Origin of the sequence: Flavobacterium acetivorans (genome assembly GCF_020911885.1) — a bacterium.
Lineage (GTDB): Bacteria > Bacteroidota > Bacteroidia > Flavobacteriales > Flavobacteriaceae > Flavobacterium > Flavobacterium acetivorans.
Window position 1 is genome coordinate 2,169,402 of record NZ_CP087132.1, and the last position, 20,326, is coordinate 2,189,727.

The 20,326-nt window shown below is 35.3% G+C and carries 12 protein-coding genes; 6 read left to right on the forward strand and 6 right to left on the reverse strand.

The window, feature by feature from the left end:
• Positions 1-14: 14 nt before the first annotated feature.
• The 5 genes from LNP19_RS09525 to LNP19_RS09545 form a co-directional block, all read right to left on the reverse strand.
• Positions 15-1,148 carry a galactose oxidase gene (locus tag LNP19_RS09525; RefSeq protein ID WP_230061703.1) on the reverse strand — a complete coding sequence of 378 codons (1,134 nt, stop codon included), beginning with the start codon at positions 1,146-1,148 and terminating at the stop codon, positions 15-17.
• Positions 1,149-1,225: 77 nt separating this feature from the next.
• Positions 1,226-2,146: a dihydrodipicolinate synthase family protein gene (locus tag LNP19_RS09530; protein WP_230061704.1), complete on the reverse strand. Its 921-nt coding sequence runs from the start codon at positions 2,144-2,146 to the stop codon at positions 1,226-1,228.
• 379 nt (positions 2,147-2,525) lie between these two features.
• Positions 2,526-3,758, reverse strand: a complete 1,233-nt coding sequence (locus LNP19_RS09535) for an ROK family transcriptional regulator (RefSeq protein WP_230061705.1) — start codon at positions 3,756-3,758, stop codon at positions 2,526-2,528.
• Positions 3,759-3,985: 227 nt separating this feature from the next.
• Positions 3,986-5,482: a RagB/SusD family nutrient uptake outer membrane protein gene (locus LNP19_RS09540; protein WP_230061706.1), complete on the reverse strand. Its 1,497-nt coding sequence runs from the start codon at positions 5,480-5,482 to the stop codon at positions 3,986-3,988.
• Positions 5,483-5,493: 11 nt separating this feature from the next.
• On the reverse strand, positions 5,494-8,865 hold the full coding sequence (locus LNP19_RS09545) for a SusC/RagA family TonB-linked outer membrane protein (protein ID WP_230061707.1): 3,372 nt from the start codon (positions 8,863-8,865) through the stop codon (positions 5,494-5,496).
• Between the two features lie 761 nt (positions 8,866-9,626).
• On the opposite strand from LNP19_RS09545, the gene LNP19_RS09550 reads away from it, so the two are divergent.
• The 6 genes from LNP19_RS09550 (at position 9,627) to LNP19_RS09575 (ending at position 20,180) form a co-directional block, all read left to right on the forward strand.
• Positions 9,627-10,499: an AraC family transcriptional regulator gene (locus tag LNP19_RS09550; protein ID WP_230061708.1), complete on the forward strand. Its 873-nt coding sequence runs from the start codon at positions 9,627-9,629 to the stop codon at positions 10,497-10,499.
• Between the two features lie 229 nt (positions 10,500-10,728).
• Positions 10,729-11,322: an ankyrin repeat domain-containing protein gene (locus LNP19_RS09555; protein ID WP_230061709.1), complete on the forward strand. Its 594-nt coding sequence runs from the start codon at positions 10,729-10,731 to the stop codon at positions 11,320-11,322.
• An 18-nt stretch (positions 11,323-11,340) separates the two neighbouring features.
• Positions 11,341-12,702, forward strand: coding sequence for an amidohydrolase (locus LNP19_RS09560; RefSeq protein ID WP_230064224.1), 1,362 nt, complete (start codon positions 11,341-11,343; stop codon positions 12,700-12,702).
• A 526-nt stretch (positions 12,703-13,228) separates the two neighbouring features.
• Positions 13,229-16,345 carry a beta-galactosidase, LacZ type gene (gene lacZ / locus LNP19_RS09565; RefSeq protein WP_230061710.1) on the forward strand — a complete coding sequence of 1,039 codons (3,117 nt, stop codon included), beginning with the start codon at positions 13,229-13,231 and terminating at the stop codon, positions 16,343-16,345.
• An 85-nt stretch (positions 16,346-16,430) separates the two neighbouring features.
• Positions 16,431-17,678, forward strand: a complete 1,248-nt coding sequence (locus tag LNP19_RS09570) for a glycoside hydrolase family 27 protein (RefSeq protein WP_230061711.1) — start codon at positions 16,431-16,433, stop codon at positions 17,676-17,678.
• Between the two features lie 60 nt (positions 17,679-17,738).
• Positions 17,739-20,180, forward strand: coding sequence for a DUF4982 domain-containing protein (locus LNP19_RS09575; RefSeq protein WP_230061712.1), 2,442 nt, complete (start codon positions 17,739-17,741; stop codon positions 20,178-20,180).
• Here the strand turns inward: LNP19_RS09575 and LNP19_RS15495 are convergent.
• Positions 20,167-20,304, reverse strand: coding sequence for a hypothetical protein (locus LNP19_RS15495; protein ID WP_428979027.1), 138 nt, complete (start codon positions 20,302-20,304; stop codon positions 20,167-20,169). The two genes, LNP19_RS09575 and LNP19_RS15495, sit on opposite strands and share 14 nt — an antisense overlap.
• Positions 20,305-20,326 lie beyond the last annotated feature (22 nt).

Consider the following 20,326-nt stretch of genomic DNA (forward strand, 5'->3'; position numbering starts at 1 on the left):
AACCAGTATTGTTTTTATTTTTTTAGGGTTCCTAACATTACATCAGGAGTACGAATTCCTGGTTTTATTTCTCCGTTTGACAAGATTATTTTTTTATCCCATAACACCGCAGGGGTTGTAACATGAGGAAGGAATGGCAATTCGTCTATTTTTTCCCATTGATCTGTTAGGGTATTGTATAGTAAGATACCGTTGTAAAATCCGGGATGATTGGTAACGAGTTTATTCTTTTTAGCAATGAGCTCTGCTTTTTCTTCCTCTGATTTTGCTTGAGCTATTTGGGAGAGATAAGTCTCAATTTGATGAAAAATGGCTCCATTATCACCGCCAACGATTAAAACAGAATGATTCCCAACAGCTAGTCCGGCACCAGCCGAAAAGTTAGTGGTGTTTTTTCCATCGGATATCGCTGCGACACTTTCCCATTTTTGTTTTTTAATATCAAAAACAAAAGTGGTATGATGTAAATCACTTATTCCTGAAGCCGTTTTTGTTCTTCCACCCACAACATAAATTCCGATTCCATTTTTTCCTTTTTGCGCAACTGCGACTGAATTGGCCAAAGCCAAAGGTATTTTTGGCAATGTTTTCCATTCTGGATTTGCTTCGTTTAGATCAAGACTGGCAAAAGAATCAGAAGATTTTGTGGCTTCGTCGCCACCTACGGCATAAACTACATTGTCTATGTGAGTCAGCGCTATATTGGCAATCGCCAAAGGGAAATTAGGTAGTGATTTTATTTCTACCTCTTTTGCCTCCGCGTTCCATTTTAATAAATACGATTTATTAGAAAGACCATTTTCATTTTCTCCACCTACATATACTACGCCTAAGTCAGTAGAAGTAGTCCCACAATAGGCGATAGGTTCCGCTAAGGTACTTTTTACTGCTGCAATCCAAGAAAAAGTATCGCCACATTTTTGTAACACATGAATTGTTTTTGAATAACTTTTTTTTCCTCCTTCCCAAGGCATTTTATCAGGAAAATTGGCGCCACCCGCTACAAGCAATACGTCATTGTTAACTCCATTTATAGGGCCTGCAAAGCCTATAGATAGACTTCCATCAGGGTTTTGCAATTGGGCAGCTGTTTTCCATTCAACATGCTTAACCTCTTTTTTTTGAGAAAATGAGTCAGTAGTAGACATAATCAGGGATATAAAAATTAGAGAAAAAATAGATTTAGTCATCGTTCTTATTTTTTTAAATAAAACGTACCAATGGATTATTTTGACTTGAATGCGTCAAAATTCAAGCTAGCTACATCTTTTTTGAATAATTCGAATTGCTCAGCGCTCATGTTTTTGACAGGCAATCTGAATTCGCCTAGGTCGTGCCCAACCACTTTCATATAAGCTTTTCCTACAGAGATTCCACCGTATTTTCCTAACAAACGAATCATATCGATTGATTTTTGTTGCAAAGCGCGTGCTTTAACCAAATCATTAGCGTTAAAAGCATCAATTAAGTCATAATATAGGGGCGCAGCATAATTGAAAGTGCTCCCTACAGCTCCTTTGGCTCCTAAAACAAGCGCTGATAGCATATTTTCATCGCGTCCCCAAAGCATATCAAATTTGCCGTTTTCATAGCTCATACAGCTTTGGAAATCCATAAAATCTTCATGGGTATATTTAACACCGGCAAAATTAGGAAGCTTGCCGTCAAGGGCTCTTACCAAATCAAACATTGGGAAGTTAACTCCTGTCAATACCGGGATGTGGTAGTAATAGAATGGCATGTTAGGCACTTCTTTTCCTACTTCGATACAGGTTTGCGCCAACATATCTATGTTTGCGGGTTTGAAATAAAAAGGGCCGGTCAAAGAAACGGCGTACAAACCTATCTCGTAAGCATGTTTGGCAAGTTCGATACAATCGGCAAGGCAGGTTCCCGCTAAAAATGCCATTACTTTAAAGTCGGTATCATGATTACTGCAATCAGCCCAAGCTTGAGCAACTGCTTTCTTTTCTGCTAGAGTTGTAGAAACTCCTTCTCCTGTAGAACCATTAATGAAAGCGCCTGTTACTCCATTTTGTTTTAAAAAAGAATAATAAGCAGGGATTAGACTAACATCTAATTTTCCATTGCTGTCAAAGGGTGTAAAAGGGGCAGAAATAAGTCCTTGTAAGTGTTGAATTTTCATGAGGTATTTTTTTTAGTTGTCTTTAGTTTTTAATGGAGTCTAAAGTTTTAAATTTTAGTGTCTCCAATAGATAATTTTCTATTCAATAGTATTAGGAATCTATATTTTCAATCGCGTATTAGAGTTTTTATGCTTAAAAAGCGGAACTACTAGGGTTGCCGGTATTGAAATAGTGAATCTGTTAAATAGTAATTTAGTAGAAATCTGATTTTCTTCAATCGGAGTATTTTTGCTGTATTTTCTATTGATACAGCAAAGGAATAGAATAATTGAAAATTATGGCGCTATACATTTACTATTAAGTTGTAAACATACAAAATAATTTAATAAATAAAGAGTATTTATTAAATTATTTTAATAACAAAAGTTAAAATAAATGTTAGTTATTGATAAGGGAGGATAACATTTTTTCTTTTACAACACAACAAGCACCAATAACGCCGGCGCGACGGCCTAAACTGGATTTTTTTAATTTAACGTCTCTGTTGACTAATCCAAGGGAATATTTCTTTAAAGCGGATTGAATAGGTAAGAGGGTGTAATCTCCCAATAGAGAGAAATCTCCTCCAATTACTAATAGATCCGGATTGAAAATGTTAAGAATAATAGACAGATAACGCCCCATTTTTTCACTTTGCTTAGAGACTAATTCAACACATAAATTGTCTTCCAGATTTAATGCTCCCGCAATTATGGCATGATGTTGCAGGGTGGTTGAGTTTTCGTCAAGGACTATTTTAGAATGTTTTCCTTCTTTTATGGCTTCCTTGAATTGATTCACTAGAGACCAGCCGGATATTTCAGTCTCTAAACAACCTAATTTTCCACATTGGCATAAAATTCCATTGTCTAATATGGTACTGTGTCCAAATTCTCCAGAATAGCCTGATTTCCCGTAATATAATTTTCCGTCGGTTATTATTCCTATTGCTACGCCCCAGCTGTAATTCACATAGATAATATTTTGCTCTCCTTCAACAACTCCTTCTCTATATTCACCAAAGGCCATTGCCCTAGTATCATTTTCTAAACGAACCGGTATACCCAATTGATCCGAAATGATTTCAGTCAAAGGTCTGTTTTCGCTGAAAAAAAAGTTATAACTGAATCCTTCCATCGAATTAATACGACCCGATAAATTGATACATGCTCCTACAATCATATTTTTATCGACCAAACTGTCTTCTATGAATGAGTTGATTAAACCACATAACTCTAAAAGTGATTCTTGGGTATTTTGTAAAATAAAGGAAGCTCCTAATTCGATACTTACGAATTCATTTTTTATATTCTGTAATCCAATTGACATGCTGCTTCTGCCTACTTCAATTCCTAGAAAATAAGCGCAAGTAGGATTAATGCTGTATAAAGAAGGGCGTCTGCCGCCACTATTAGTGATTTTTCCCATGTCTACGACATAGCCTTCGGCTAAAAGTTCATTGACTGCTTTGGTTACTGTGGGAACACTGGATTGCAATTCCGAACCCAATTCAGCAATTGTAGCATTACCGGTTGATAATAGGCGTTTTATTATTGATTGTCTCAACATGTGCCATTTTTGACCGGATAGGCTGTTGTCAGTACTAGCGTCTAATAAATCTTTTAAGCTCATTATGATTATGTTTAAAATATGTAGAGGTATTCAATCACAAACTTACTATATTTTTTTTTAAAATATTATATAAATATAATCTTACAATTGATCTATTGATTTTAAAAACAGTCTCAAAATAAGAGAATGTGCAGTGTTAAATAGTAAGTCAGAATGATTAAAAAAAAAGGGAGAACTAAAATAAGTCTCCCTTTTTATTAATCATTACTAGTTCAAATAAATATAAATTAATTTGTATAGCCTGTTGTTTGTTCAAGTAAAGGATTTCTACCAATCATATCACTTGTTATAGGTAATAGTAATTTATATTCGTCACCCGAAGATAAAAAACTTACATTATCAAAGACAAAGCTATTTCCAGCTCTTCTTAAATCCCACCATCTTTTACCCTCTCCAATAAATTCTTTATAGCGCTCATTCAAGATCGCATTGGTATTCGCTAATTTAGAGCTGTTAGTATAAGCATGTGTTGCGGAAACATAATTAACGCCATAAGCTCTTTGTCTTATTTGATTGATTTCTCCGGAAGGATCTTCTCCCAATAAGTTTTTCGCTTCTGCTAAAAGCAATACAACGTCTGCATATCGGTACACAGGTACGTCATTTTCGAATATTCGCTCAGTTCCGGCTACTCTTCCTAAAAATTTATTTAATATACAACCAAAATATTTATCTTTGTTATAAGTAGGATAAACTAAGTTGTCTTTATATAACCTAATAAAAGTAGCATCTTTACGGCTGTCATTATTATCGTCTAGCAACAATATAGTTTTCTCAGATTGACCATATCTATTTGCTCCGGCTATTACGAAACTTGTCATTGCAATACCTTTGTCGTCAAATCTTGGATTGATTTCTGTACCTCTACCGGTAAAACTATTATATATATTAGAAGCTTCGTTTTGTTTGTATTGCAACGCAAAAATAAATTCCTTGTTGTTTTCATTCGCTACACCCCACAAACCAGAACTAGGTGCTAAGCTTACGTCTAATGATGCAATCTGTTGCAAAGCGGCTTTTGCTTCATTAAAATCAGCGGCACCTCCACCAAGCAAGTTACCAGACCAAATGTATACATCCCCTTTAAGAGCTAATGTCGCTGCTTTGGACCAGTATACTCTGGTGTTTTTATAAAAGCTATTATTAGAGCCAAAAGCGTCTAAAGAGGCTTTTATATCAGCTTTTATTTGAGTCATTACCTCATTTTGAGAGGACCTGGCCTTACCCAAAGAAGATGGGTCTATATTTGTTACAGGCTCTAAAGAAATAGGCACATCCCCCCATGTTTTTAAAAGCGTATAATAGTATAAAGCTCTTAGACCATAAGCCTGACCCATAAGATGATTTTTATCTGCTTGATTTGTAAAGCTAATGTTAGGCACATTTTTCAAAAAATCATTTACTTTATGAATGTTGCCATAAAGTCCAGCCCAACCTCCAAAAGGCGCTGTAGTTGCCGTTATATTTGATTCTATAAGGTTGACATCGGCCGCGGTTTCGAATGTTGTACCACCCCAAATATCACTTCTCATCTCTCCCAGTAAGAATAAATTATTATAAGACCCTCTAAGAGTAGCATACAATCCTGTATGTGCAGCTCTTGCGCCGTTTTCGGTATCCCAGAAACCAGCCGCTGTTAATTCACTAGGGCTCGTTAATTCAAGCTCACTTTCGCATGAACTAAAAAAAACAGCAACCAGTAATATTGATATATATTTTTTCATTTTTATAATAATTAAAAAGTTACATTAAGTCCAATTGTAATTGTTCTAGGCATAGGAAATGCACCTTCTTGCGCTCCTCCAACTTCTGGGGTATCGCCGCTATAACTCTTGAAGTAATGCAAGTTACTTCCTGTTGCATAAAGATTAAAATTCTGTATAACACCTTTAAAATATTTTTTAACAGGCAAATTATAGTTCAGGGTAACTTCTCTTAGGGCTAAATAATCCCCTTTTTCCCAAAACTGGCTATTTCTTGAAACAGTACCATCCCCCCTAAGGACATTTCTTTGTGCGTCAACAAAGACCATACGAGGCCAATCGGTATTAGTGTTCTGAGGAGTCCAAGAATCCAATATCTCTATTGGTTGATTCAAATTTCCCTGTGTTTGTGCATAGCCTTTACCTCTAATATGATTGTAAACTAAATGACCGGTGGCAAAGTCAGTTTTAACAAATAAACTAAGGTTTTTATAGCTTACGTTTGAGGTAAAACCACCTACTAATTTAGGTGTACTGCGTCCAATAACTTTTCTGTCCAAACTATTAATAATATTATCCCCATTCAAATCTTTCCAGGCAACATCTCCTGGATAACGTTTGAAATGATTCGGTAATAATACATCTTGGCGTGTCGCATGCGCATCTACAGCTGCCTGATCCGCATAAATATAATCTTGCACATAAACTACAATTTCATCCAATCCAACACGTTTTCCTTCTTCTAATCCCCCTACCCACTTTGTTAAACCTGTAGCAGGATCATAAACTTCTGTACCATCTTGCCCGTTAAAAGCTCTATTACTTTTAGGAAGGCTTATCACATAATTCTTATTGGCGGTATAAGTTGCCCCAACATTCCATGTTACATTATCATTTCTAATAATATCTGCATTTAGTTCCAGCTCGAATCCTTTGTTTCTAATAACTCCATTATTAGTTCTTATAGAAGAGAATCCTGTCCAAAAAGGCAAGGTAAGAGGGGATATTTTACCCTTAACATCTCTTGAGTACAGATCCGTAATAAAGTTAAGTCTGTTATTAAAAAAAGACACATCTAAACCTGCATTGAGAGTAGTTGAACGTTCCCATTCAAGGTCTAAAGTAGGTAAGCCTGTATTGGCATAACCTGTTTGACCATTATAGACACCTTGAGAGCCATAAGATCCAAATACTGTATAATTCCCTGTATAATCTCTTTGTCCTGGACTAGTTATCGAACTAACGTCACCATTAACCCCATAACTTAACCTTGGTTTTAATTTTGACACATATTTGCTAACACCTTCTAAAAACTTCTCATTGTGCGCATTCCAACCAACAGATACACCCGGGAAAACGTCAAATTTTTGATTTCCCAATCTTGATGCCCCATCGCGTCTAAAGGTGGCACTTAATAAATATTTATTGTCATAATCATATATTAATCTTCCGAATGTTGACACGATAACTTGTTCTGATTCAAAACTGAATGGCTTACCATCAACTTCTGCACCTGCATTGAGTGTTTCGATTAAATCTGTTGGAGAATTTTTAGTACCTGCACCACTAAAAAAGACATTGTCTTTGAAATATTCAGCACCTAACAAGGCATTGAAATTATGACTGCCAAACTTTTTAGTGTAATTTAAAGTTCCAGTTAACTGATTCCTAAGTGTTCTATCTAAACTTACAGAAGCAAAACGTGTTGTTATGGGTGCATTCGAGCTAGCACCTTCTATATAAGCTTTATTGAAATTTTCTTTATGATTGTTAATTGTAAAATGACTAGCTTTTAGAGATAAGGTTAAATCATCAATAATATCCCAATCTAAGCCGGCGGATGCAGACAGTCGTTGTTCTAAATTTTTTCTGATAAACTTGTCCTGATAATACAATGGATTACCGAAACTAAAATTTGTACCCGGACTCAAAACACTAGATAAAGTTCCGTCAGGATTATTGTCATAGGTTCTAGAAGTTGGTGCTTGCCCCGCAAACCTTTGAAATACATCACTATCAGGGCCTAATGGGCTTAAACTTAGGTTAGAATGCGAATATAATATGTTAGAATTAACTTTAACCTTATCAGTAATCTTGTATGAACCGCTAAATTTCCCAGAGTATCTTTTAAAACCGGACCCTAAAACCAAACCATCGTTATCTAAAACGCCTAGGCCTAAGTAGTATGTTCCTTTGTCGTTACCGCCATCAAATGATAAATAATGATCTTTAGTTACACTGTTTTGATAGATCAAATCGCTTACATCATTATCTAAAAATAAAATTTGTTTACTGGCATTCAAAGGATCTGTTATGGTTTTCCATCCGGGTTGGCTCAATAAATACTCGTTAGTAGGTGTTAAAAACTGAACGGTATAAGGAGAATTTGTTGTGTTTCCTCCTGTACCAAAAGCGGTTGCTCCATCTAAAAAATTAGCGAAATCATTTGGCTTATTAGCAGCTTGTCTTTGATAGGCTACCGATTGCCTATTGTATTTTATAAAATCGGCAGCACTTAAAAACTGCTGATCGTTTCTTTCTTTGTTTACGCTGAATTTATATTTGTAGTTAATAGAAGATCTGCCTGCTTTACCCGTTTTGGTGGTGACTAAAATAACCCCATTAGCTGATCTGGCTCCATAAATAGCTGTAGATGCCGCATCTTTCAACACCTCAATGGATGCAACATCATCAGGATTCAAAGCATAGAAATCACTAGGAATACCATCTACTAAAATAAGAGGAGAGCCTGATCCGTTGAAATTAGTGCCTCCGCGTAAAACAATTGAAGGAGTTGAGCCAGGTTGTCCAGTATTATTGGTTACCCTTAAACCTGCTATAGTACCTTGTAATGCTGTAGCTACATTCGATCTACTCGAGGTTTCCAAAATTCTGGTATCTAATTTAGAGATAGAAGTTGTTAATGTGGCTCTATTTTGTTTGCCATATCCTGTAATTACCACTTCATCTAGACTTTGTCCGGTTTCCTTTAAAATTACGGTTATAGGTGATTTGCCAATTGTTACTTCTTGTTGCTCCATACCTATGAAAGAGATGATCAGTTTAGTAACATTGTCTGGGACTTCTATCGTGAAATTACCATTAAAATCAGTTTGTGCCGAGGCATTGCTACCTTTGGCAATAATATTGGCACCAGGAATTGGATTTCCATCCGCATCCAGTACTTTTCCTGTAACTTTCTTTTGAAATAAACTGAATGTTGTTGCCTCAAAGCCTTTTTTAGCAGTAGTGTTACTTTCTAGCGGAACTACTTTTTCTGAAGAAGCTGCCGTTGAAAGCTGGACCGATAGCGCTGTTAGTAAAACAGTAGCTAGTCTAGTTGTCCCCCAGGCTGGTGATTCCTGCCATAAATTACGGGGCTTGTTTTTGGAAAAAATTTTCATAATTTTTTGATGGTTTGTTAATAATAAATTTGTTGTCGCAGTTTCTTTTGTTTTTTTCGCTATTTGAAAAGGGTTTTAATACAAGATTGTTTAGATGAACCTTTTCTTTGCTATTGTTATGGTGGTATTTTTAATCTTTTTTGAATTAAGAAATGATGAATTTTACTGTATAAATTTTTACTAAAACGTTTTTTATTTAAAATCTATAAACAAATATATAAAAATATTTAATTAAAATAATAAGTTATTAAAAAAATTTATTAATTGAAATATAACTTTGTTTTAACTTTAAATTTAGTTTTGGAGATTTTAAACTATAAACTCCCAGTATTACTGGGGAAATATTTTATTTTATTTTTTTAAAGCTTTAGTTTTCATTTTTTTGGGAACTAATAACAATTGTAAGTGAGTAACTACAATATAATGTAAAAAAAAAGAGAGGGAGTGTTTTTTGATTAGTGGATTAAATTACCGGATAGTTATTGTTTGGCTTTTTTTTTATTGTATAAATTATTAGTAATTTATTTTAATAGTTAATATTCTGTTTTTTTTGATTAATCTGTTTTTAAATTATTCTAAAGTTTTATTAGCGGCATGGATAAGTATTTCCAAAAGATAACAATGTTATCAGTATGATTTATCAGTAATAAATTTAAGATTTTAATTGCATTGTAAAAAAGATTTTTTATTAAAATTAGATTTTTTAAATTTTCATCAGCTTAATTTTTTATTTTTGGTGAGATAATGAATAGCTTTTTATTTTGGATAATCTTTCCATTCCTACTTTATCTATTGGCAATATACTAGGAGAAAATCCTTTGGGTATTAGTTTGTTTCGCCATAGTGTAAAGGGACGAAATGAATTTGAGCAACCCCATAAGCATGATTTTTATCTCGTTTTTTTTGTTGATAGTGGTTCAGGTTTACATGATATAGACTTCATACAATACAATGTAAATGATAATCAGGTTTATTTTATAAGGCCGGGACAGGTGCATAATTGGTCGCTAAAAGAGGGGACTTCAGGCTTTCAATTGATGCTTTCTGAAGAAGTGATACATGTATTTTCTAATTTATCTCCTTTTCCTTTTTTTCAACTGGCTTCGCCTTCTTGTCTTGCTTTGAGCGCTATAGAATTTGATGAATATAGAAAACAATTGCAAGAAATAGAAGGACTGCTTCCGTATAAAGATGTATTGACTAAAGAAATAGTGGTACTTCGTTTGCATTTGTTACTCAAATTATTACAAAAGGATTATGGAGCTCATTTTCCAGATAATGAGGTTACTGTCCGACCTGAAAAAATTGTCCAAAAATTTATTGATTTCATTGAGATTCATTTTCAGGAAGAATCTTCGGTGCGGTTTTATGCCCAACAGTTGAATATTACTCCAAATTATCTAAACATCCTTTCGCAAAAATATTTAAAAACACCGGCAGGGGATTTTATAAAAGACAGAATTATGCTGGAGGCTAAGCGTTTACTTATTAGTACTAGCTTATCTATGAAAGAAATAGCCTATCAGTTGGGTTTTAATGATAATGGTTATTTTAGTAAGGTATTTAGAAAGCATACGGGAAAGGCTCCAGGTGATTTCAGGGAAAGTTATAATTTTTACCATTCTTCTCATTAATAATACTGCTGGAAATTGAATTTCTAATCGATTTTTGTCAATCTTATTAAATGTCTAGCTGCGGTTAGTATATTTAAAAGATTAGTCAAAAGGTTTTTGGCTGAAAATCTTTTTTCAATATTAAAAATTTCGTTTTATGATCCACCTAAAAAACAGGAGTAATTTACTAACAGGTTTTGTTTTGATTGTTATATCGTTAGTGAGTTGTTCATCTAAACAAGCAGATATTATGGATAAAAATAAAGCTCTTTTTGAAGCTGTTGATAGTGGGAATGTCACACTTGTGACTACTATTTTAAAAGATAAGCCATTTTTAGAACAGAAACATGAAAAGGGGAGAACCGCTTTGATGCATGCGGTTTACAAACGTAATAACAAGATAGCCGCTTTGTTAATCAATGCCGGTGCTAATGTTAATACACAGGATGATATTAAAAATAGTCCTTTTTTATATGCGGGCGCCGAAGGTAATTTGGAACTGGTGAAAATGGCATTAAGTCATGGTGCAAATTTTAATATATTCAACCGTTATGGAGGTACGGCACTTATACCTGCAGCCGAGAAAGGGCATCTGGAAGTGGTGAAATTACTGGTAAATACTGCGGGTTTTCCTAAAGATCATATCAATAATTTAGGTTGGACTGCATTATTAGAAGCTGTTTTATTGAGTGATGGAGGTACAGTTCATGTAAATATTGTCGCTGCATTGATTGATGGCGGTTGTAATATAAACATAGCAGATAAAAATGGTATGACTCCATTAGATCATGCTAAAAAACTTCAGTATGTTGAAATGGTAAAATTATTAGAAAAAAAAGGATAAAATTATATAGGTATAATGATGGAACAAAAAAAAATTAGTCGAAAACAATTTTTAGGAATGAGTGCTGCCGCAACAGGAGCGGCTTTGTTTTCTGGCGTGGGGAATGCGGCAATGGCACAGGTGTTGCCTGAGGATGAAAAAACTGCTGGATCGAAAGAATATATTTTGACCAATGTAAGGCTGGAAGACGGTTTTGAATACAATGAAAAAAAGGAAGTTCAAGCTACCAAAACAGGCTTATACAACTTGCATATCGCCGATGGAAAAATTAAAAGCATAGCAAAAGAGGGTTTGAATTTAAAATTAAAAACAATTGATGCCAAAGGACTTTTAATGCTTCCTGCCTTGCGTGATATGCACATTCATATCGATAAAACCTATTATGGAGGCAAGTGGAATGCTGCACCTAGAAAAGGGTATACCGTAAAGGATATGATTACTCTTGAGCAAAAGTTGATCCCGCAATTGTTGCCAGATTCTCAAAGAAAAGCCGAAGAAGCAATTAAATTGATGCAAAGTCAAGGAAGTTATTTTGCCCGTTGCCAATGTAATATTGATCCCGTGAGCGGATTAAAAAGCTTGGAGCATTTGTTGGCGGCTTTAGAGAAAAACAAAGATAGTTTTGCTTGGGAAATAGTTGCTTTTCCACAACACGGCATACTCTATTCTCAATCTGAATCTTTGCTGAGAGAGGCGGCTGAAATGGGCGTGGATTTCATTGGTGGTTTGGATCCAACAAGCGTTGATGGTCATCTGGAAAAATCACTTGATGCAATGTGTCAAATCGCGATAGATAACAATAAAGGGATAGATATACATTTGCATGAATCACCGCCATCGGGTAAGGCGGCAATCGAATATATTATTAAAAAGACCGAAGAAAATAAACAACTACAAGGTAAAACTTACATCAGTCATGGCTTTGCACTTGCAAGAATGGAGCAGAAGGAATTAGAAAAAGTAGCGGAACAAATGGGAGCACTTGGTATTGGAGTGGTTTCTACAATTCCAATAGGTAGAACAATTATGCCTATACCTACCTTGAAAAAATACGGTGTAAAACTAATGACCGGTACTGACAGTATTGTTGATCATTGGATGCCTTTTGGTACTTGCGATATGTTAGAAAAAGCAAAATTGTGTGCACAACTTTATGGTTGGACCGATGAATACAGTCTAAGCCGAGCGCTGCATATTGCCACGACAGACGAAATAGTACCTCTTAATGATTCAGGGGATCGTGTATGGCCAGCGGTAGGTAATGAAGCTAATTTTATTCTGGTAAAATCAAGTTGTTCTGCTGAGGCCGTGGCGCGTCTGCCTAAAAGAGAAGGGGTCTTTTTTAAAGGAAAATTAATTGCAGGGGAAATGAAAGGCTAATTCCGGTTAGTCTTCTGTAATAAAGTTTTTAAAAATAGAATACTTATTAAATTTGAATTTAGAGTCAGGAAAGTATGCTTCTGGCTCTTTTTTTATGCCAAATTTTAAATTAACCTTGGTTTAAATGTTTAAAAGGAGTTGTTTTAGATGTTTAAATGCGTAGTGAGATTTGCTATTCATTTAAATAAGGTTGTTTTTTTTTTTTTAGATATCGCAAAATAAACTGGTAGGTACTGGTGTATAAATCAAGAAGACTGTTCTATTTTTGAGAATTGCTATTGCAAGTAAAAATACAGTCAGGTGTTTCTTTTAAAAAAGTTCTCTTAAGTGGGTTTCAATGCAGGATGAGGTATATTGTATTGTTTTTCTTCTGATAGAGAAGTTTGTAAAGACTCGGTATTTTTAGAAGGAATTGAAATTTTAAATGAATCAAATGAAAAATAATTTTAGCACTATTGCATTTTAACATGTACTTATGGTGCGAGAAGGAACTATACAAATCAAAAATCACGTTAAATTAGTTACAATGAAACAAACAAGTCATTTATTACAAGTATTTTTCCTATGGTTTATAGGAATAAATGTAGTTCAAGCCCAAACGCTTGATCCAGTTATAGAAAATCCGGATGTTATAGGGATTAATAAATTAGATGCAAGATCAAGTTTTTTTCCATACAATTCAGTTGCCTTGGCAAAGGAAGATAATGTTGCGAAAGCAGAAAACTACTTGTTGCTAAATGGTATCTGGCAGTTCAATTATGTCGATTCACCTGAAAAAAGGCCAACTGATTTTTACAAGGAGGATTATGATGTGTCGAAATGGAGCACGATCAAAGTACCTGCCAACTGGGAAGTAGAAGGTTTTGGTATTCCTATTTATGTGAATGCCTCTTACCCTTTTCAAAAAGGAGAATTGAGCCCGCCTGATATTCCTGATGGGAACAATCCTGTGGGTTCTTACAAAAGAACATTCGACCTTCCAAAAAATTGGAATGGTAAAGATGTGTTTGTTCATTTCGGAGCTGTAAAATCAGCTTTTTATGTTTGGGTCAATGGTCAAAAAGTGGGCTACAGTCAAGATTCTAAGCTTCCGGCAGAATTTAATCTAACGAATTTTGTTAAGCCAGGAAAGAACACTATTGCTTTAGAAGTATACCGTTGGAGTGATGGTAGTTATTTAGAATGTCAGGATTTCTGGAGAATTTCAGGAATAGAACGCGATGTGTATTTATATGCTAGGCCTAAAGTGCAATTAGCGGATTATTTTGCAAAAGCAGGATTGGAAAACAATTATACTGATGGTGTTTTTGATTTAGCGGTAGATCTTAAAAATATAGATGCTAAAAAACAAAAGGGAAGTATTTCAGTTGAACTTACTAGAGACAATCAGTCGGTTTATAGTACTACTTCAGCATTTGAATTAAATCCGAATGCTATAGGAAAATTCAGCATCAACAAAAATATCCCGCAGGTAAAAACCTGGTCTGCCGAAATACCAAATTTATATCAATTGACTATTGTTATCAAGGATTTAAAAGGCAACGTTTTAGAGGCTGTTTCTAAGAAAATAGGATTTAGAACTTCTGAGGTAAAGAATGGTCAATTCTTAGTAAACGGTAGACCAATCTTATTCAAAGGTGTAAACAGACACGAGCATGATCCAAACACGGGTCACGTGATTTCTCGCGAAGACATGCTAAAGGATGTTAAAATTTTTAAGGAATTTAATATCAATGCAGTGCGTACAGCGCATTACCCTAATGATCCTTATTTCTACGAATTATGTGATGAATATGGAATTTATGTTATAGATGAAGCCAATATAGAATCGCATGGTATGGGATATGCTTTAGATAAAACCCTAGCAAATAATCCAGCTTGGTTAAAAGCGCATTTATCTCGTGTAGAACGCATGATTCAAAGAGATAAAAACCATCCTTCTATTTTGATTTGGTCTTTAGGGAACGAAGCAGGAAATGGTTATAATTTTTATGAGTCATACTTGTTAGCTAAAAAGCTAGATGAGACGAGACCAACACAATATGAGCGTGCCGTACACGAATGGAACACAGATTTATTTGTACCAATGTATGATACACCAGAACAAGTTGAAGCTTATGCAAAAGATCCAAAAAGAACGAAACCTTTAGTACAATGTGAATATGCACATGCTATGGGAAATAGTATGGGAGGTTTTAAAGAATACTGGGATTTATATGAAAAATATGATAAACTGCAAGGTGGTTTTATCTGGGATTTTGTTGACCAAGGAATTAAGACCGTAAAAAATGGTAGAGAGATATATGCTTATGGTGGTGATTTTGGTCCAAAAGGGACACCAAGTGATAATAACTTCTTAAATAATGGATTAGTACAACCTGACCGAAAACCAAATCCACATATTTATGAAGTAGCGCACATTCAACAAGAGGTCAAATTTTATGAAAATGATCTTGCCAAAGGTGTTATCGATGTTAAAAACTGGTTTTTCTTTAGGGATCTATCAAACTACAAATTAAATTGGGAAGTAATTGCCAATGGGGAAGTAGTAGAATCAGGAACAATAGACAACATCGGACTTAATCCGCAAGCGAAAAAAGCCGTTAAAATTCCTTTTACTACGACATTTAATAAGAATGTGGAATATTTTTTAAATGTTTCTGCAGTATTAAAAACAGATGAGCCTTTATTAAAAGCGGGTTACCGAGTGGCTTACGAGCAATTTAAATTACAAGCAGCAAATGTTCAAGTTCCGTCTAAAGCTACTGAAGCTGTTGCTTATACAACAAAGGGAGATCTTATTAGTGTAACTGGAAAAGAATTTGAAGTGGCATTTAATCAAAAAACGGGAACCTTAACAACGTTTAATTTTAAAAATAAAAACCTTGTAGAAAGTGGTCCAGAAGTTAACTTTTGGCGTGCACCGGTAGATAATGATTATGGAGCCGGTACTCAAAAAAGGTACAAAGCATGGAAAGACGCTGGAAAATCAGCAAAAGTAACTACAGCTGTAAAACAGCTTTCAAAAAGTGAAGTGCAAATTAGTTTTACAAAGGATTTGTTTGGTGGAGACGCTAAATTAATTGAGACTTTTGTAGTAGATGGAAACGGGGCTGTAAAAGTGACTAACGACTTAAAAGCAATCAAAGGAAAATATCCTGATTTTTATAAATTTGGAAATAAATTAGTTTTACCAGAAGCCTACAAAAACATCACTTTTTATGGAAAAGGCCCTTTCGAGGCTTATGCTGACAGACAACATGCTGCCAAAGTAGGTTTGTACAAACAAACTATAGCCGAACAGTATTTTCCGTACATCCGTCCGCAAGAGACTGGAAATAAATTAGAAGTGCGTTGGGTATCGCTTACTAAAGAAGACGGTTCAGGAATTAAAATTTTAAGTGAAAAACCGCTTTCAGTTTCCGCTCTTAATTTTAGAGAAGATGATTTGCATACAGGAGACGAAAAGGGGCAGCACCATGCCGGTGAAATAGATCCTAGAAAAGAGGTGTTTGTTAATATTGATGGTTTTCAACAAGGATTAGGAAGCATCAACAGCTGGGGAACATTACCATTGCCGCAATACCGCTTGCCTTACAAAGATTATTCGTATTCATACTGGATGGTACCTGTGGCAAAATAAATATATTATAGAAGTATTAAAACCATACAATATCGACTTTTTATCCAGTATAATAAGTCGATATTGTTTTATAAAATAGGGAGAAATGATTAAATATGGTCTGTTAGTATTGGTGGTGTTTTTATCTTCTTGCAAGGTCAAAGAAACACAACAAATCGTTTTGCATCCTGCAAAATCTCAAGGAGTTCAAAAACCACAAACACCCATTATGGGATGGTCAAGTTGGAATAACTTTCATGTTAATATCAATGAAGAAGTAATAAAGGCGCAAGCTGATTTTATGGTTTCTTCTGGTATGGCTGCTGCTGGTTATTCGTACGTTAATATTGACGATGGTTTTTTTGGAGGAAGAGACAAGCAGGGAGATTTAGTAGTACATCCAGAACGCTTTCCAAACGGAATGAAAGTAATTGCAGATTACATCCATTCCAAAGGATTGAAAGCTGGAATTTATTCAGATGCAGGAATTAATACCTGTGCTTCACATTGGGACAAAGATACCATTGGCGTTGGTTCGGGACTGATGGGACACGATAGAAAAGACCTGAAATTGATGCTTAAAGATTGGAATTACGATTTTATAAAAGTAGATTGGTGTGGCGGAGACTGGTTGGGATTAGACGTAGAAACCCGCTATACTCAAATTGCCAACATCATCAAAGAAATTAAACCCAATACAGTTTTTAACATTTGCAGATGGCAATTCCCGGGAACTTGGGCACTTCAAATTGCTGATTCTTGGCGAATTTCGGGTGATATTTCTAATGAATTTAATTCAATTTTACACATTATTGATCTTAATGCAGATCTATGGAAATATGCCTCTCCAGGCCATGTAAACGATATGGATATGTTACAAGTAGGAAGAGGAATGAGCTATGAAGAAGATAAAACACATTTCTCGATGTGGTCTATGATGAACTCGCCACTTTTGGCTGGGAATGATTTAAGAAGTATGAGCGATCAGACTATTGCGATACTAACCAACAAAGAAATTATAGCACTAAATCAAGATCCATTGGTGTACCAAGCCCGAAGATTAGTAGATAATGGTGATTTAGAAGTTTGGGCAAAACCATTAATTTCAACTATGAGTGGTAAAGTTGCCGTGGCCTTATTAAATAGATCTAATAAAGCAGCGACTATCAGTTTTGACTTGAATACAGTGGGAATCGATGCCTCAAAAGGATATACGTACCGAGATCTATGGGCTAAAAAAGATTTTGAACGTTCAGAAAAAAAGACATTGAGTTTTGAAGTGCCTAAACATGGAGTTGTGGTCTTGACTGTCGATGGGACATCAAAACCGTTCAATATTTTTCAGAATAAATAATGAAATTAACCCTCTAAGTGTATGGAGATTAAAAAAATAAGATTTATTAAAAAATATCTGATGAAGTACAGTCTATTTACTGCTATTTTATTCGGCTTAATTTTTACAGTATCTGCATTTGGACAGCAAACTGCCAGAGAGGTTTTCACTTTAGAAAAAAACTGGCGTTTTCATAACGGAGATGTTGCTAATGGTTATTCGAAATCTTTAAACGACTCCAAATGGGAAAAAGTAACTGTTCCACACGATTGGGCAATAAAAGGCCCTTTTGATAAAGCTATTGATATACAGAACGTAGCTATTGTTCAAAACGGAGAAAAAGTAGCCACCGAAAAAACAGGTAGGACAGGAGCGTTACCTTACATAGGAATTGGTTGGTATCGCAATGAATTTTCTATACCCAATTTTGATTCCAATAAAAAGGTAATTCTTCTTTTTGAAGGGGCGATGAGCGAGCCAGAGGTTTTTATCAATGGCAAAAAAATTGGTAGCTGGAATTATGGTTATAGTTATTTTTATTTTGATATAACAGCACATATCTTGGGTACTTCAGAAAATACTTTGGCGGTAAAATTAACCAATAGAGCCTTGTCCTCTCGCTGGTATCCTGGTGCGGGTTTGTATCGAAATGTACGGCTTATTGTTAAAAACAACGAAAGTATCAATCAATGGGGTACGTTCATAACTACACCAACGATTAGTTCAGAATTAGCGAAAGTAAACATCAAAACCAAAGTCTCCGGAGAACATCTTACATTAGTAAACCACATCATAGATGCCACTGGAAAAACGGTAGCGATTGATAGCACATCTGCTATTTATGGCAATGAATTTGAGCAGAATATTGCGGTGAAGAAGCCAAATTTATGGAGTCCGGAAACCCCTTATTTGTACACATCCATTTCGAAACTCTATGTTGGAAATACCTTAAAAGACGAAACGTCAACCAAATTCGGAATTCGAAAAATAAAATACGAAGCTAATAAAGGATTCAGTTTAAATGATTCCATTATCAAGTTTAAAGGAGTGTGTTTGCATCACGATTTAGGACCAATTGGTACGGCCGTCAATAAAGCAGCTTTACGCAGACAACTAACCATTTTAAAGGATATGGGAGCCAATGCCATTCGAAGTTCACATAATATGCCTTCATTAGAACAACTGGAATTATGTGACGAAATGGGCTTTTTGTTTTTAGCTGAAAGCTTTGATGAATGGGCAAAGCCCAAAGTAGAAAATGGCTACCACCGTTATTTTGAAACGGATGCTGAAAAAGATATTGTGAACCTCGTTCACGCTACACGAAATCACCCAAGTATTGTTATGTGGAGTTCCGGAAACGAAGTTCCGGATCAATGGGGAAGTGAAGGCGCAAAACGTGCTAAATGGTTGCAAGATATTTTTCATAGAGAAGATCCTACCCGACCTGTAACCGTAGGGATGGATCAAGTGGAGGCTACAATGGCATCAGGATTTGGCGCGGTATTGGATATTCCAGGTTTGAATTATAGAGTGCATTTATACGATAAAGCATATAAGGCTTTTCCGCAAGGATTAATTCTAGGTTCAGAAACTGCTTCAACAGTGAGTTCGAGAGGTATTTATAAGTTTCCTGTTGTAGCGGCAAAGATGAAGGAATATGATGATTTTCAATCTTCTTCTTATGATTTGGAAGCCTGTAGTTGGTCTAATATTCCAGATGAAGATTTTGTATTACAAGATGACAAGCCTTGGGTAATTGGCGAATTTGTCTGGACAGGTTTTGATTATTTGGGTGAACCCACTCCTTATGATACCAAGTGGCCTTCGCGAAGTTCTTATTTTGGGATTAATGATTTAGCAGGATTACCAAAAGATCGCTATTATTTGTATCGCAGCCGTTGGAATATAAAAGAGGAAACCTTGCATGTGCTGCCACACTGGAATTGGGAAGGACGCGAAGGCGAAGTAACCCCCGTTTTTGTCTACACAAGCTATAATAGCGCCGAACTTTTTGTCAATGGAAAAAGTATGGGTATTCAGAAAAAAAACAACAGCTCACCTACAAACAGATACCGTTTAATGTGGATGGATGTTCAATATGAGCCTGGAACTATAAAAGTGGTGGCTTTTGACGATGACGGAAAGGCTGTTGCTGAACAAGAAACGCATACTGCAGGAAAACCCTATAAATTAGTGTTAGAAGCGGATAGAACACAACTAGATGCAGATGGCAAGGATTTATCTTTTGTAACGGTATCTGTGGTAGATAAAAATGGTATTCCATGTCCCACAGCGACTAATCAATTGCAATTTAATGTCAAAGGAGATGGTGTTTTTCGCGCAGCCTGTAATGGTGATGCGACTTCGCTAGAACAATTTCACTTGCCAAGGATGAAATTGTTTAGTGGTAAATTGGTTGTTTTGCTTCAGTCAGCGTCAAATGCTGGTGAGATCGAATTAAAAGTCTCAGGAAAAGGATTGCAGCCAGCAAAAATAAAAATAACTACTAAAAAGAAATAAGATAGTTTATTGTTCTTATTTGATTAGTTTCTATTCTAGCTCCATTCATAGTTATTCTTAAATAAATAGGGAAGAATCCATTTTTGGCTGGTTTGGAAGTTTTTACATAGAAAAGTATTGACATTTTGCGGTGACTTTATTATTAA

Coding starts and splice junctions, on each gene's coding strand:
- LNP19_RS09560 (WP_230064224.1), top strand. CDS start 11,341: ATGGAACAAAAAAAAATTAGTCGAAAACAATTTTTAGGAATGAGTGCT.
- lacZ (WP_230061710.1), top strand. CDS start 13,229: ATGAAACAAACAAGTCATTTATTACAAGTATTTTTCCTATGGTTTATA.
- LNP19_RS15495 (WP_428979027.1), bottom strand. CDS start 20,304: ATGTCAATACTTTTCTATGTAAAAACTTCCAAACCAGCCAAAAATGGA.
- LNP19_RS09545 (WP_230061707.1), bottom strand. CDS start 8,865: ATGAAAATTTTTTCCAAAAACAAGCCCCGTAATTTATGGCAGGAATCA.
- LNP19_RS09555 (WP_230061709.1), top strand. CDS start 10,729: ATGGATAAAAATAAAGCTCTTTTTGAAGCTGTTGATAGTGGGAATGTC.
- LNP19_RS09540 (WP_230061706.1), bottom strand. CDS start 5,482: ATGAAAAAATATATATCAATATTACTGGTTGCTGTTTTTTTTAGTTCA.
- LNP19_RS09570 (WP_230061711.1), top strand. CDS start 16,431: ATGATTAAATATGGTCTGTTAGTATTGGTGGTGTTTTTATCTTCTTGC.
- LNP19_RS09530 (WP_230061704.1), bottom strand. CDS start 2,146: ATGAAAATTCAACACTTACAAGGACTTATTTCTGCCCCTTTTACACCC.
- LNP19_RS09535 (WP_230061705.1), bottom strand. CDS start 3,758: ATGAGCTTAAAAGATTTATTAGACGCTAGTACTGACAACAGCCTATCC.
- LNP19_RS09575 (WP_230061712.1), top strand. CDS start 17,739: ATGAAGTACAGTCTATTTACTGCTATTTTATTCGGCTTAATTTTTACA.
- LNP19_RS09525 (WP_230061703.1), bottom strand. CDS start 1,148: ATGTCTACTACTGACTCATTTTCTCAAAAAAAAGAGGTTAAGCATGTT.